Source organism: Halobacterium salinarum DSM 3754 (assembly GCF_008124605.1).
GTDB lineage: Archaea > Halobacteriota > Halobacteria > Halobacteriales > Halobacteriaceae > Halobacterium > Halobacterium salinarum.
In genome coordinates, this window is sequence record NZ_VRYN01000001.1 from 406,488 (window position 1) to 419,172 (window position 12,685).

The following is a 12,685-nucleotide window of genomic DNA, read 5'->3' on the forward strand; positions in this document are numbered from 1 at the left end:
ATCACCGGTGGTTGCCAACCGCGTGGTATGGATGAGCGTGCGGCCCTGGAGCTTGTCGGCGGGCTCGTCTCACGCGCCGGCGACGACGCCGCAGTCGTCGGTGACACCGCCCTCACGATCGACATGCTCCACGACGCGACGGACTTCCCGTCGGGCACCACCAGGTACACCGCGGGCTGGCGGTCGGTCGGCGCGTCGCTGTCGGACGTCGCCGCGACGGGCGCGACCGCGACCGCCGCAGTGGCCGCCTACGGCGCGCCGGGCTTCGACGACGACGAGCTGGCCGCGTTCGTGACCGGCGCACGCGACGTCTGTACGGCCGTCGGCGCGGAGTACGTGGGCGGCGACCTGGACGGGCACAGCGAGTTCACGGTGGCGACGGCGGCGATCGGTGACGCCGACCACCGCGTCACGCGCAGCGGTGCCCGGCCGGGTGACAGCGTGGTCGTGACCGGGTCGCTGGGGCGCAGCGCGGCCGCGATGGCGCTGTTCGACGCCGGCGACACCGAGCGCGCCAACGACCTGTTTCAGTTCATGCCCCGGGTGGCCGCCGGGCGGGTACTCGGCGCGCACGCGACCGCGATGATGGACGCAAGCGACGGGCTGGCGCGGTCGTTACACCAGCTCGCGGCGGCCAGCGACTGCGGGATGGCGGTCGACAGCGGCCGCCTCCCGGTGGCGGACGCGCTCGCGGAGGTGACCGCCGACCCCGTCGAGCGCGCGGTGTCCTTCGGCGGGGACTTCGAGTTGGTGGCGGCCGTGCCGCCCGAGCGCGTGGAAGCGGCGCGGGCGGCGGTCCCCGGATCGCTGTCGGTCGTCGGGCGCGTCACCGCGGCGGCCGACGGCGTGCGCCTCGACGGCGACGCGCTGGCCGACGACGGCTGGACGCATTAGCCGAGTTGGATGGGGACCGGCATGAAACACAGCGCGCCGAGGACGAACGTCACCACGCCCAGCGCGACGCGCCGGCGGTCGAGTGGCCGGTCGTCGACCGGCGTGACGGTGCCGGACAGCGACACCACCGACGCCAGAACACCCCACAGCAGCCAGATGCCGGCGGCGTTCCCGGCGTCTCGAACGATCCAGAGGTAGGCCCCCAGCGAGAGCAACGCGGTCGGCACGAGCGGCGCGAAGCGACCGGCGGTCTCGCCGACCAGCGACCGGAGGATGTGCCCGCCGTCGAGCTGGCCGACCGGCAGCAGGTTCAGGAACGTGACGAACATGCCGATCCAGCCGCCCATCACGACGGGGTTGACGGCTGTGCGTGGGTCCGCGTACGCGAACTGCTCGCCGAGCACGGCCGCGATCCCGCGCAACAACAGCGGGTAGCCGAAGTCCACGTGAACGGCGCTGGCCGAGTTCGCGACCCCCGGGGGCACGGTCACTGGCGGCAACACGAGCCCGATCACGGAAACGACGACGGCAGCGACGAGACCCGCCAGCGGCCCGGCTGCGCCGATGTCGAAGAGGGCGTTGCGGCTGGGCATTCGGCCGCGCATCCGGATGACCGCGCCCATCGTGCCGAACAGCGACGGGAACGGGATGAAGTACGGCAGCGTCGCGTCGACGTCGTGGTGTTTGCTCATCACGTAGTGGCCGAGCTCGTGGGTGCCCAGCACGCCCATGACCGCGAGCGTGAACGGGATCGCGCGCACGACGGCGGGCGAGAACGGGTCGACGTAATACCAGTTCGCGCCCACGAACAGCGTCGAGGCGAGCGTTGCCAGGAACAGCGCGACGTTCGTCCACGGCACCCCGGTGTCGGTGTCAGCGGCGTCGGCTGGCGTGGCGACGAGCACGCGCTCGCCGGTGCGGTCGGTGAGCCTGACGTCGTAGCCGTGCTCGCGGAACAGCGGCCAGAGTTCGCGCTCGATCGTGGCTCGGTCGGCACCGGGCTGCCCGAAGTAGAGGAGTTCGCCGTCCCGGTGTTGGACGTCGTACACGTCGAAGCGGTCGCCGAAGGCGGCCGGAGAGGGCGCGTCCGCTGGCGATTCAGGCGGCATTGAAGCGTGGTAGCGGCTACAGCCGCTTAACCACTATGGGTGTTGCACGGCGAGAACGGGGACGCAGTGGCGGGGGAAGGGTGTTATGCGGGCTGGACGCGCCACGTGGTGGCGCTGGTGTACGACCACTTCTCGACGGTGATGTCGGTGGCGGACTTCGAGAGTTTCACCATCAGAGCGCCGATCTCCTTGGGGGAGAGATCGACATCGTCGGCGATGAACTTGCTCTTGAAGTAGAGCTCGCCGTCGTCGGCCTTCTCGCGGAGGTAGGACTTCAGGCGCGTTTCCTTGTCCTGCGACTCGGCCTCACTGGAGGGGGAGTTGGGTGCGCTCATGGTGTCTGGCCTCGCTTTCGTGTACCGCCCAGGATGGGTTATAACAGAAGGAACGTTCGGGCTGATTTCGGCCGTTTCACCCCGTGAACTGAGGGGTTGCGTACAGTTTATAACGTGCTTAGAACCAATCAGACAGTTTATACTCGTGTTTCAGAGTTTATTTTGGGTGGGAGACGACAGCATCTCATGGGCCGGGTGACAGCGGGGGCTGTCATCGACACGTCAGACGATCGGGAGGTGACAGTGCCGGCAGTCGTGGCGCGCGCGCACCGGAGCTAGACGGTCCCGAACGTCGCAGGAGTGTTTCTTCCGGCCGTCTAACGGCTGCACGCGCGATCAGTTGACAACCCTTAAGCACGCCACCGGGCTACCGGGCTGTAGTATGCGAGTGGTGGTTTCTATCGGCGGCAGCGTGCTCGCGCCCGGCTTGGACGCCGACCAAGTCGACGCCCACGCCGACGCCATCAACGAGTTGACCGACGCCGGCTGTGAGGTCGGGGCCGTGGTCGGTGGCGGCGGCGTCGCACGGGACTACATCGGAACAGCGCGCGAGCTCGGCGCCAACGAGATCGAGCTCGACGACATCGGCGTCGACGTGACGCGGCTCAACGCCCGGCTGCTCATCGCCGCGTTGGGCGGTGACGCAGCGCCCAGCCCGGCCGAAGACTACGAGGACGCCGGGGAGGCGATGCGGCGCGGCGACATCGCGGTGATGGGGGGCGTGGTCGCCGGGCAGACGACCGACGCCGTGAGCGCCGCGCTCGCGGAGTACACCGACGCCGACCTGCTGTTGTACGCGACCAGTGTGCCCGGCGTGTTCTCCGCGGACCCCAACGAGGACGCCGACGCCGAGCACTTCACGCGGATGACGGCGGGCGAGCTCGTGGACATCATCGCTGACATCGAGATGAACGCCGGATCGTCGGCACCCGTGGACTTGCTGGCGGCGAAGCTCATCGAGCGCTCCGGCGTCCGCACCATCGTGCTCGACGGGACCGACCCCCGCCGCATCGTGGACGCGGTGCGCTTCGGCGAGCACGACGGCACCGACGTGATCCCCGACGGCACCGACAACCAGATGACGTACTGGGCCGACAACCAGGAGTAAGACCATGCATCCTGACGACGACCCGTACGCAGACGACGGCAGCGGTCGCCTGTTCTGGGCTGACGCCGCCGCCGACCGCGTGCTCGACGGCGACCCCGAGGAACCGATCGTGATCAAGGGCGGGATCTCGCCGTCCGGCGTGCCACACCTCGGCAACATGAACGAGATCATGCGCGGGTATTTCGTGGCGGCGGTGTTGCGCGAGCGCGGCCACGAGGTACGCCAGGTGTTCACCAGCGACGACCGCGACCCGCTGCGGGGGCTGCCCCGGAAGCTCGCCGACCTGGACGGGGAGGTCGTTGCTCTCGGGGACGTGAACGCGGGCGCGCTCGGGCAGAACCTCGGCGCGCCCTACACCGAGATCCCCGACCCCTTCGGGTGCTGTGACTCCTACGGCGCGCACTTCTCGAACCTCATTCAGTCCTCGGCGGACCGCCTGGGCGTGGACGTCGAGATGGTCTCGAACACGGAGACCTACGCCAACGGCGGGTTCGAGGAAGTCACGCGGTACCTCCTGGAGCACGTCACGGCGGCCCGCGACGTGCTGGGTGAATACCAGGACAAAGTCGACGAGGAGTACGTGCCGTTCAATCCCATCTGTGAGGCGTGCGGGAAGGTGACCGAGACGGTCACCGACGTCGACGCCGACGCCGGCACCGTCGAGTACGTCTGCACCGACATGGACGCCGGCGACCAGACCATCGAGGGGTGTGGTCACGAGGGCACGGCGACCCTCCGCGAGGGGAAGCTGCCGTGGCGCTTCGAGTGGCCGGCGCAGTGGCGCACGCTGGGTGTGGACTACGAGCCGTTCGGGAAAGACCACGCCGAAGGGTCGTGGCCCTCCGGGACGGACATCTCCCGGAACGTGCTCGGCGACGAGCCACCGACCCCGATGGTGTACGAGTGGTTCACGCTCGACGGGGAGCCGTTCAGCTCGTCGGCCGGCCACGTCATCCTCGTCCAGGACGTGCTCGCGTTGCTGGAGCTGCCGGTGGTGCGGTATTTCTTCAGCAAGGACCCCCGCCGCGCGCGGGACTTCTCCATCGAGCACCTCGACCAGCTCGTCGACGAGTTCGATCGCATGGAGCGCGTGTACTTCGGCGAGGCGGCCGACGCCAGCGAGGACGAACGCGAGCGCGCCGCCCGCGTGTACCCGCTGCTCGTCGACGACATCGACGCGGATCGCGTGCGCATCCCGTTCACGTTCGCGGCGGTGCTGGGGATGACCGAGGACTCCGCCCTGCGCGAGGAGATCGCGCGCCGCGAGGGCCACATTCCCGCGGACGCTGACGCCGACACCGTCGCGGACGCGCTCACGCGCGTTGAGCGCGCCCGAGAGTGGGCGCGCCGCACGAACAACGAGTTCAACTACCGGCTCGCGCGCGCCGAGATCCCCGCACACGACTTCGACGACGCCACGGCGGCAGCCCTGGACGAGTTGGCGGCGTTCCTCGACGACGAGGACCCCGACGGGGAGGCGCTGCAGGGCGAGATCTACGAGGCCGCCAAGCGCCACGACATCGACATCGGCGCGTTCTTCGCGGCGGGCTACCGGCTGTTCTTCGACGAGGACCAGGGGCCGAAGCTGGGGCCGTTCCTCGCGAAGCTCGATCGCGAGTTCGTGGTCACGCGGCTCCGCCGCGAGGGCTGAACGCCGCCCCGTGGACGGCGGTGGAGCGGGCGATCCATCCCCGAACTCCTTTTGACCTAGACCCCCGAAGCAACGGACAATGGAAACCTGGCAGCTGCTGTTGGTCGGGCTGCTCGCGTACTGGGCGGCGGTGTCGTGGGCGCAGAGCCGCGGCCTGCTGCCGTCGTTCGTGCACACCAGCGGCCCGATAACGACCCTCCACACGAAGCGCGGGAAGCGGTTTCTCGACTGGATGGCGACCCCCAAGCGGCTGTGGCGCGCGTGGGGGAACTTCGGGTTGGGGCTGGCGTCGGTCGTGCTGGTCGGCGTGCTGATCGCGCTCGTCCTGGTGGCCATCACGACGCTGCTGAATCCGCCGGAGCCAACGAGCATCAGCCAGCCGTCGAACGTGCTGGTGATCCCGGGGGTCAACGACTTCCTGCCGTTGTCGGTTGCGCCGGAGATCATCGCCGGGCTGTTCATCGGGATCGTCATCCACGAGTTCGGCCACGGGCTGATGTGTCGCGTCGAGGGCATCGACGTCGAGTCCATGGGCGTGGCGCTGCTGGCGGTGTTGCCCGTGGGCGCGTTCGTCGAACCGGACCAGGACAGCCAGGCGGACGCCGACCGCGGGTCGAAGTCCCGGATGTTCGCTGCCGGCGTCACGAACAACTTTCTCGTTGTGGTGGTGACGCTGGCGTTGCTGTTCGGGCCGGTTGCGGGCGCGGTCGCGGTTTCGGACGGCGGCCTCGTCGGGGAGGTCCACGACGGGACGGCGGCCGCCGCCGCCGGGTTCTCCGGGGGGGACCGCATCACCGCGGTGGGTGGCGCGCCGGTGGCGAACAACACGGCGTTCAGGCAGGCCCTCGACGAGTACGACGACCCCACGGTGCCAGTGACCCTCGCCAGCAACGAGACGGTGCGCGTCGAGCGGCAGCTGTCGGTGGTCGCGAACGCGTCGAACTCGCCGCTGTCGATCACCACGAACGACACCATCACGGCCGTCAACGGCACGACGGTCAGCACCGAATCGGAGCTGCGGGCGGCGCTCGCCGACCGCGAGGTTGCGGCGTTCGAACTGAACGACGGCGCGGCGACCGCGACCGGGCCGGCGGGCGCGCTCGTGACGACGATCCCCGACGCGCCGGCCGCCACGGACGGCCTGTCGGCGGGCACCAACGCGGTCGTGGTTTCGGTCAACGGAACACGGGTGCCCACGTACGACGCGCTCAGCGGCGAGCTCGACGCCCGCGACCCCGGTGACACGATCAGCGTCGGGGCGTACGTCAACGGGAGTCGGACCACCACCGAGATCACGCTGGGCGAGCAGTCCGACGGCTCCAGCTACATGGGGATCGCGCCCGCACGCGGCGTCAGCGGGGTGGCCGTCGACGGCTTCGGGGCGACACTGTATCCGGCCGACACCTACCGCGGACTGCTCTCCGGGGAGACGTCCGGGTCGGCGTACCTCAGCACGCTGTTCGGCGGCGCAGACGACCCCATCACGGGCTTCCTGCAGGCGGTCGTGATCGCGCTGTACCTGCCGCTGATCGGGCTCGTGGATCCGACCCTCGGGTTCAACTTCGCGGGGATCGCGGGGATGAACGCGAGCTTCTATCACGTCACCGGCGTGCTGGGCGTGTTCCCGGACTGGGTGACGTTCGGCGCGGCGAACGTGTTGCTGTGGACCGGCTGGGTGAACCTCAACCTCGCGCTGTTCAACTGCATCCCGGCGTTCCCGCTTGACGGCGGCCACCTGCTGCGGTCGGCCGCGGAGGCGGTGACGGTGCGACTGCCCTTCGAGAGGCCGGAGACGGCGACGCGCGCGATCACGACCGGGATCGGGTTGCTGATGCTGTGCAGCCTGTTGTTGATGCTGTTCGGGCCGGAGCTGCTGTCCTAGTCGTCGGGGCCCTCGATGCCCATGCGGTCGGCGAACTCCGCGGGGGTGTCGGGGACGCGCTCGAACTCCGAGAAGTAGTGTTCGTGGTGGCGCACCACCTGTTCGACGATCCACGCCGAGAACGCCTCGTCAAAGCGCCACCCGGTGCCTTCCGGTGGGTTTTCGACGTCGAAGCGGTCGTCGGTGCCGAGCACCGCGAACATGTGATAGAACCCCAGGATGACATCGAAGAGGTCCGTGCCCGCCGTGCCGACTTCCTCGCGTTTCGCGGCGAGTTCCTCGCGGCCGGCGTCGGTCAACTCGAAGTATTTCCGGTCGGGTTCGTCCTCGACGTCGAGGCGTTCGGCGTACCCGTTCTCCTCGAACTTGTAGAGGATGGGGTAGACCGACCCGTAGGACGGCTCCCAGTGGCCCCCGGAGAGGGATTCGATCTCCTTGAGGATCTCGTAGCCGTACCGGGGTTGTTCGTCAAGCAACTCCAACACCAGGTAGGAGACGAGCCCCTTCGGCGGCCCACTCTTTCGCATCTGCGTCCACCTTCCGGGGGTCGCAGTGAAAGGGTTTCGGTCGGTGGGCCGCCGTCACACTGCGGGCTGCTTTGGGAAAACCCTTCTACGCCCGGTTCGAACGCCGATGTATGGCAGACGCTCCGCCGACAGACGAGGGATGGTTCGTGCTCCACGACTGCTACACCGTGGACTGGGATGCATGGCGTGACGCGCCGGAGCGGGATCGGACGGCGGCCCTCGACGACGCGGCGTCGTTCCTCGCGGACCGCGAGGCGCTTGCGGACGCCGACGAGGGCGAGTCGGGCGTGTTCTCGATCACCGGACAGAAAGCGGACCTGCTGTTCGTGCACTTCCGGGAGAGCCTCGACGAACTGGATCGGATCCAGCGGGCCTTCGAGCAGACCGCGTTCGCCGAGTACACCGAGCGCGCGCACTCGTACGTCTCCGTGGTCGAGATCTCGGGGTACACCGCGCCCGACTACTTCGAGGACCCCGACTCCGTCGACGACGGGCTCCGGCAGTACTTCGAGAGCAAGCTCACGCCGGAGATCCCCGACGACACGTACGTCTCGTTTTACCCGATGAGCAAGCGCCGCCAGCCCGAGCAGAACTGGTACGACCTGCCCATCGAGGAGCGCGCGGAGATGATGGACGTCCACGGCGACCTGGGCAAGCAGTACGCCGGGAAGGTCAGCCAGGTCATCGCGTCCTCGGTGGGCCTCGACGACATGGAGTGGGGGGTAACGCTGTTCGCCGACGACCTCACCGACATCAAGGACATCGTCTATGAGATGCGCTTCGACGAAGTGTCCGCGAAGTACGGCGCGTTCGGCGACTTCTTCGTCGGCCGCCGGTTCCCGCCCGCGGATCTGCCGGCGTTCATGGCCGGCGAGAGAGTGCCCGCCCCCGAGGGCGGGGCGGACGCCCACGGTGAGGGCGAGCGTACGCACCACCACGGTGACTCCGACCACCACGACGGCGACGACGGCGAACAGCACCACCACAGCACCGGCGACGAGGCCGACGACGGCATCCGCGGCGAACTCGCCGACGAGGACATCTACGCCGGCCAGCCCCACGGCGAGGACGTCTACGCGACGGTGCTGTACTCGGAAGCCGGCGCCGACGACCTCTTCGAGGAGGTCGAGGGGCTGCGGGGGAACTTCGAGCATTACGACACGCACGTGAAAACCGCCGTCTACGACGGCCACGAGGCCGACCGGCGCGCAGTGGTCTCCATCTGGGACACCGCCAGCGCCGCCGACACCGCCGCCGGCTTCCTCGCCGACCTGCCCGAGGTCGTCGAGCGCGCCGGCGAGGAGTCCGGGTTCGGCACGATGGGCATGTTCTACGAGACCAAGCCCGAACACACCGCGGAGTTCGTCGAGAAGTTCGACACCGTCGCCGGCGTGCTCGCGGACATGGACGGCCACTTCGACACCGATCTGATGGTGAACGTCGAGAACGACGACGACATGTTCATCGCCAGCCAGTGGCGCTCCCAGGAGGACGCCATGGCGTTCTTCCGCAGCGACGACTTCGGGGACACCGTCGACTGGGGTCGCGACGTGCTCGCGGACCGCCCGCGCCACGTCTTCCTCGCGTAAGGAACCGCGCACCCCGACCACTGTCCGGGTGGTACCCGCGGGAGCACTCGACAGCGGGCCGTCAGGAGACGATTCGGTGGAGACCGATCACTAACAGCATGTTGACCGCGACCGTGCCGGCCGGCAGGAGGTCCAGGCCCGCACTCACGTAGAGGAGCACGAGGGCACCGAGGGCCAGCCGGTCGGCGGCGGACAGCGACCGCGGTGTGGCTGGGTCGGTGGAGTCAGGCACACCGGGCGTTCAGTCCCGCACAGAATATAGGTTGGGATCAGTCGGCCGATCCGAGGATGCCTGCGTCCCGGAGATCGTCGCCGTCGACGCTCGTGCGGTAGTCTTCTTTCTCCATGCCGTCGAAGCGGTCGACGCCGAAGTTGTCCGCGTAGAGCTCCGCGACGCGCTCGCGCTCCGCGTCGCTGAGCGCGGGCGTCTCGGAGGCGCTCGCCCACGCCTCGATGTCTGCTTTCGAGCGGAACGTCGGCGTGACGGTCGCGACCTCGTCGAAGCTCAGCAGCCACTGGATGGCCGCCTGCCCCATGGTGCGCTCGCCGTCGCGTTCGAGGAAGCGCAGCGCGTCGACTTTCTCCCAGCCGGTCTCGTACCACTCCTCCGGGCGGAACCCGCGGTGGTCGCCCTCGCCGAGTTCCGTGTCGGGGGTGACCTGCTCGTTCAGGAGGCCCGACGAGTGCGGGACACGGGGGATCAGGGACGTGGCCGCGCCCCGCTCCCGGACGGAGTCGACGAAGTGGTTGTGGACGTCCTGTTCGAGGACGTTGCCGACGTACTGCACGGAGTCGAAGGCCGCCTCGATGGCGTGATCGCCCTCGGCGAGCCAGCCGATCGAGGGGCCGAGCGCGACGCCGATGGCGTCGGCACGGCCGTCCGCGCGGAGGTCGTCAAGCAGATCCAGGACATCGGGCGTGAGTTCGTCGACGTCCGGGTTGTGCAACTGCAGCACGTCGACGTGGTCGACGCCGAGGCGGTCCATGGACTTCTCGACGGCGTCCCGGAGGTAGTCGACGCCCATCTCCTTGGGGAGTTCGCCGTGGCCGGCCTGCGGGTTGTTGTAGAAGTCGTAGCCGACCTTGGTGGCGACGGTCATCTCGTCGCCGTGCTCGGCCAGCGCCTCCCCGAGCAGCTCCTCGCTGCGGCCGTGGCCGTAGACGTCGCCCGTGTCGAAGTACGTGATGCCGTGGTCGAGGGCGTACTCGACCATCTCCAGGGCGTCGTCCTCGTCGCGGTCGCCCCACCAGTCCGTGCCGACGACCCATGCGCCGAACCCGACTTCACTGACCTCAACGCCGGAGTCACCGAGCTCCCGATGTTGCATGTGTCAGGGTTGGGTGTTGTGCCACTTAGCGCCGACGGTTCCAGCGACAGGGATACGGTTTCGTCGCGTGGATTCGACAGCCACGAGCATGGACGACGCCCTCCAACGCAGGCTGGACCGACTGACGGTGCTGGGAGTAGGACTGCTCGTCGCGGTGGTCTCGCTCGGACTCACGACGGCCGGGGAGGAGTCCCTCGTGTCGCTGGTCAGCGTGCTCGCGGTCGCCGGCGTCGCCGCGGTGCTGCTGTCGTCAGCCACCGACTGACTCCCAGCGAGACCCGTCGCGGCGGCAGCTTTCGGGACGAAAACCACTATGCCGCTGGCGGCCCACGGAACGGCATGACCAAGCGACACGTCTCGCTGCCCGCGGACGCCAAGGACGTTCGTCGGGCGTTCGTGTCGGGCGTCGACGAGCGGCTGTCCGCCGCGGAGACGCCCGACGAGCTGGCCACGGCCGTCACGGGGACGCTCGCGGACCTCCGCGGCGAGCGGGACGCCTACGAGGCCTGGCGGGACGGCGACGACGTCCGGCCGGCCGCGGCGGCGCGGCTGGCAACCCTCGACCCCCGGAACGCCAGCCTCGAATCGGAGTATTACGCCGAGAAAGACGAGGCGGCGTTCGCGCGCTCGAAACCCCTGCAGTGGCTGTGGCGGCAGTTCGACACCACGCCGCTGGCGGACAACGTCGACGTCGCGCTCCCGTTCCGCCGGATGCTCGCGGGCCACCTGTTCGCCGGCGTCGGCGAGGACGTGCGGCTGTTCAAGGGCATCACGATGACCTACGGCCACAACATCGAACTCGGTGACAACGCGGTCGTTCACGACGGCGTGCACCTCGACGACCGCGGCGAGCTCGTGGTCGGGGCGCGGGCCAGCGTGAGCAACGGCGCACACCTCTACACGCACGACCACGACGTGGTCGACCAGACCGACGTGACGAACTACCGCACCGAGATCGGTGCCGACGCGCGGGTGACCCAGGGCGCGCTCGTGCGGGCGGGGGTCCGCGTTGGGGAGAACGCGCTCGTCGGCTCCCGGTCGGTCGTACAGGGCGACGTGCCGGCCCACCACATTGCGGTCGGGAGCCCGGCGGAGAGCGTGCGCGTGAAGCCGGGGTGGGAGGCGGTCGCCGCGCCCCTGGATGCGGGCGGCGAACGCCGGCAGGCCGAGCGCCGACTCGACGACGCGGTGCCGGCCGACGCCGCCGTGTACGACGAGTTCCAGCGGGACCGCTCGCCACCGGGCGAACGCTAAAGAGCCTGGCCGTGGTAGCACGGCGCATGGAGTGGGCGCCATTCCTGCTCGCGATGGTCGTGGTTGCGGTGCTCCAGATCGCGGTGTGGCGGCGCATCCAGCGCGGCGACATCGGTGTCACCGAGGTGGCACCACAACCCCCGGACCGGGACGCCAACCAGCGCGCGGACGACGACCCGACCCCGACCGCGGCGACGTGTCCGGCTTGCGGCACGGAAAACGACTCCGGATACGACTTCTGTCGGCGCTGCGTGCGGTCACTACAGCCGTGACCACAGGAGTCGCGATCAACGTCGCCGCGAACACGAACCAGCCGGGGTTCCGCGGGCCGCTGCGAGCCGACGGCTCGTTCGTCTACGTTCCTATCCCCGAGCCCGAACCGACCGCCGGCTCGGTGCCGACGTACGCCGACCTCGATCTCCCGATCACGATCCCGCCGGACCTGCGGGATACGCCCGTGCACCTCGATCCGTCGTTCGCCGAGTACCCGTGCTGTGAGCGGTACACCTACGGCGACCCGCATGACCTGAAAGCCCGGCCGCTGCTGGAACTGTCGGCCGGCGACGACGTCTACTTCTACGCCACGCTGGACGCCCCCGACGACCCCGCCGCCTGGATGGCGGCCGACTGGGGGGCGTACCTCATCGGCGAGTTCGCGCTCGCCCGCGACCCGCTGCCCGGCGACGAGTACGCAGCCCTGTCGGCCGACGAGCGGGCGGCGTTCGCGGGGAACGCTCACTGCCACCGTGACCCCTTCGACGCCGCGGTCCTGCTCGCTGGCGACCCCGACGCCTCGCGGCTGTACGACACTGCGGTCCCGTTAAGCGGGGCGCAAGGCACTGAAGCGAACCGAGCGGTCACCGAGTGGTCGGCGGACTCCGGGCGGGGGCCGTGGTGGCGTCGCCCGCTCCGGTACGACACCGCCGGAGCCAGCCGCCTCCGCGAATGGATCGGGCGTGACACGTATCCCGCGGTGCGGTGATCGCCTCCAGTCTCGGCTGCCCCACG

Annotated in this window: 14 protein-coding genes; 9 read left to right on the top strand and 5 right to left on the bottom strand. The window is 69.3% G+C overall.

Translation table 11 applies throughout. The features are described 5' to 3' along the window. Positions 1 to 27: 27 nt before the first annotated feature. Positions 28 to 894: a thiamine-phosphate kinase gene (thiL, locus tag APQ99_RS02180; RefSeq protein ID WP_010903480.1), complete on the top strand. Its 867-nt coding sequence runs from the start codon at positions 28 to 30 to the stop codon at positions 892 to 894. On the opposite strand, the gene APQ99_RS02185 is transcribed toward thiL, so the two are convergent. Both APQ99_RS02185 and APQ99_RS02190 read right to left on the bottom strand, forming a co-directional pair. Next, complete coding sequence (locus APQ99_RS02185; protein WP_010903481.1) at positions 891 to 2,003, bottom strand: site-2 protease family protein; 1,113 nt, start codon at positions 2,001 to 2,003, stop codon at positions 891 to 893. The genes thiL and APQ99_RS02185 overlap by 4 nt on opposite strands. 83 nt (positions 2,004 to 2,086) lie before the next feature. Further along, the gene (locus APQ99_RS02190; RefSeq protein ID WP_010903482.1) at positions 2,087 to 2,338 is read right to left on the bottom strand and encodes a DUF7123 family protein; all 252 of its coding nucleotides are present in this window, start codon (positions 2,336 to 2,338) and stop codon (positions 2,087 to 2,089) included. 382 nt (positions 2,339 to 2,720) lie between these two features. Here APQ99_RS02190 and pyrH point away from each other — a divergent pair, with 382 nt between their 5' ends. The 3 genes from pyrH (at position 2,721) to APQ99_RS02205 (ending at position 6,979) form a co-directional block, all read left to right on the top strand. After that, positions 2,721 to 3,446 carry a UMP kinase gene (pyrH, locus tag APQ99_RS02195; protein WP_010903483.1) on the top strand — a complete coding sequence of 242 codons (726 nt, stop codon included), beginning with the start codon at positions 2,721 to 2,723 and terminating at the stop codon, positions 3,444 to 3,446. Positions 3,447 to 3,450: 4 nt separating this feature from the next. After that, positions 3,451 to 5,097: a lysine--tRNA ligase gene (lysS, locus tag APQ99_RS02200; RefSeq protein WP_010903484.1), complete on the top strand. Its 1,647-nt coding sequence runs from the start codon at positions 3,451 to 3,453 to the stop codon at positions 5,095 to 5,097. A 79-nt stretch (positions 5,098 to 5,176) separates the two neighbouring features. Continuing rightward, the gene (locus APQ99_RS02205) at positions 5,177 to 6,979 is read left to right on the top strand and encodes a site-2 protease family protein (protein WP_010903485.1); all 1,803 of its coding nucleotides are present in this window, start codon (positions 5,177 to 5,179) and stop codon (positions 6,977 to 6,979) included. On the opposite strand, the gene APQ99_RS02210 is transcribed toward APQ99_RS02205, so the two are convergent. After that, positions 6,976 to 7,506, bottom strand: coding sequence for a PadR family transcriptional regulator (locus tag APQ99_RS02210; protein WP_010903486.1), 531 nt, complete (start codon positions 7,504 to 7,506; stop codon positions 6,976 to 6,978). The genes APQ99_RS02205 and APQ99_RS02210 overlap by 4 nt on opposite strands. 110 nt (positions 7,507 to 7,616) lie before the next feature. Here APQ99_RS02210 and APQ99_RS02215 point away from each other — a divergent pair, with 110 nt between their 5' ends. Continuing rightward, positions 7,617 to 9,095, top strand: coding sequence for a heme-binding protein (locus tag APQ99_RS02215; RefSeq protein WP_010903487.1), 1,479 nt, complete (start codon positions 7,617 to 7,619; stop codon positions 9,093 to 9,095). Positions 9,096 to 9,156: 61 nt separating this feature from the next. Here the strand turns inward: APQ99_RS02215 and APQ99_RS12490 are convergent, their stop codons facing one another. Together APQ99_RS12490 and APQ99_RS02220 are read right to left on the bottom strand one after the other, a co-directional pair. Beyond that, positions 9,157 to 9,327 (bottom strand): hypothetical protein, encoded by a 171-nt coding sequence (locus tag APQ99_RS12490; protein WP_157849922.1) that lies wholly within the window; start codon positions 9,325 to 9,327, stop codon positions 9,157 to 9,159. 37 nt (positions 9,328 to 9,364) lie between these two features. Next, complete coding sequence (locus tag APQ99_RS02220; protein WP_010903488.1) at positions 9,365 to 10,423, bottom strand: aldo/keto reductase; 1,059 nt, start codon at positions 10,421 to 10,423, stop codon at positions 9,365 to 9,367. Between the two features lie 67 nt (positions 10,424 to 10,490). Here APQ99_RS02220 and APQ99_RS02225 point away from each other — a divergent pair, with 67 nt between their 5' ends. From APQ99_RS02225 to APQ99_RS02240, 4 genes are all read left to right on the top strand, one after another. Continuing rightward, positions 10,491 to 10,688 (top strand): hypothetical protein, encoded by a 198-nt coding sequence (locus APQ99_RS02225; protein WP_136361517.1) that lies wholly within the window; start codon positions 10,491 to 10,493, stop codon positions 10,686 to 10,688. Positions 10,689 to 10,762: 74 nt separating this feature from the next. Further along, on the top strand, positions 10,763 to 11,677 hold the full coding sequence (locus tag APQ99_RS02230; RefSeq protein WP_010903490.1) for an acyltransferase: 915 nt from the start codon (positions 10,763 to 10,765) through the stop codon (positions 11,675 to 11,677). 26 nt (positions 11,678 to 11,703) lie between these two features. Beyond that, positions 11,704 to 11,949 (top strand): DUF7577 domain-containing protein, encoded by a 246-nt coding sequence (locus APQ99_RS12780; protein WP_010903491.1) that lies wholly within the window; start codon positions 11,704 to 11,706, stop codon positions 11,947 to 11,949. After that, a complete protein-coding gene (locus tag APQ99_RS02240) occupies positions 11,946 to 12,659 on the top strand; it encodes an Nmad3 family putative nucleotide modification protein (RefSeq protein WP_049892529.1) in 714 nt (237 codons plus the stop codon). The genes APQ99_RS12780 and APQ99_RS02240 overlap by 4 nt, the downstream gene beginning before the upstream one ends. The last annotated feature ends 26 nt before the right edge of the window (positions 12,660 to 12,685 follow it).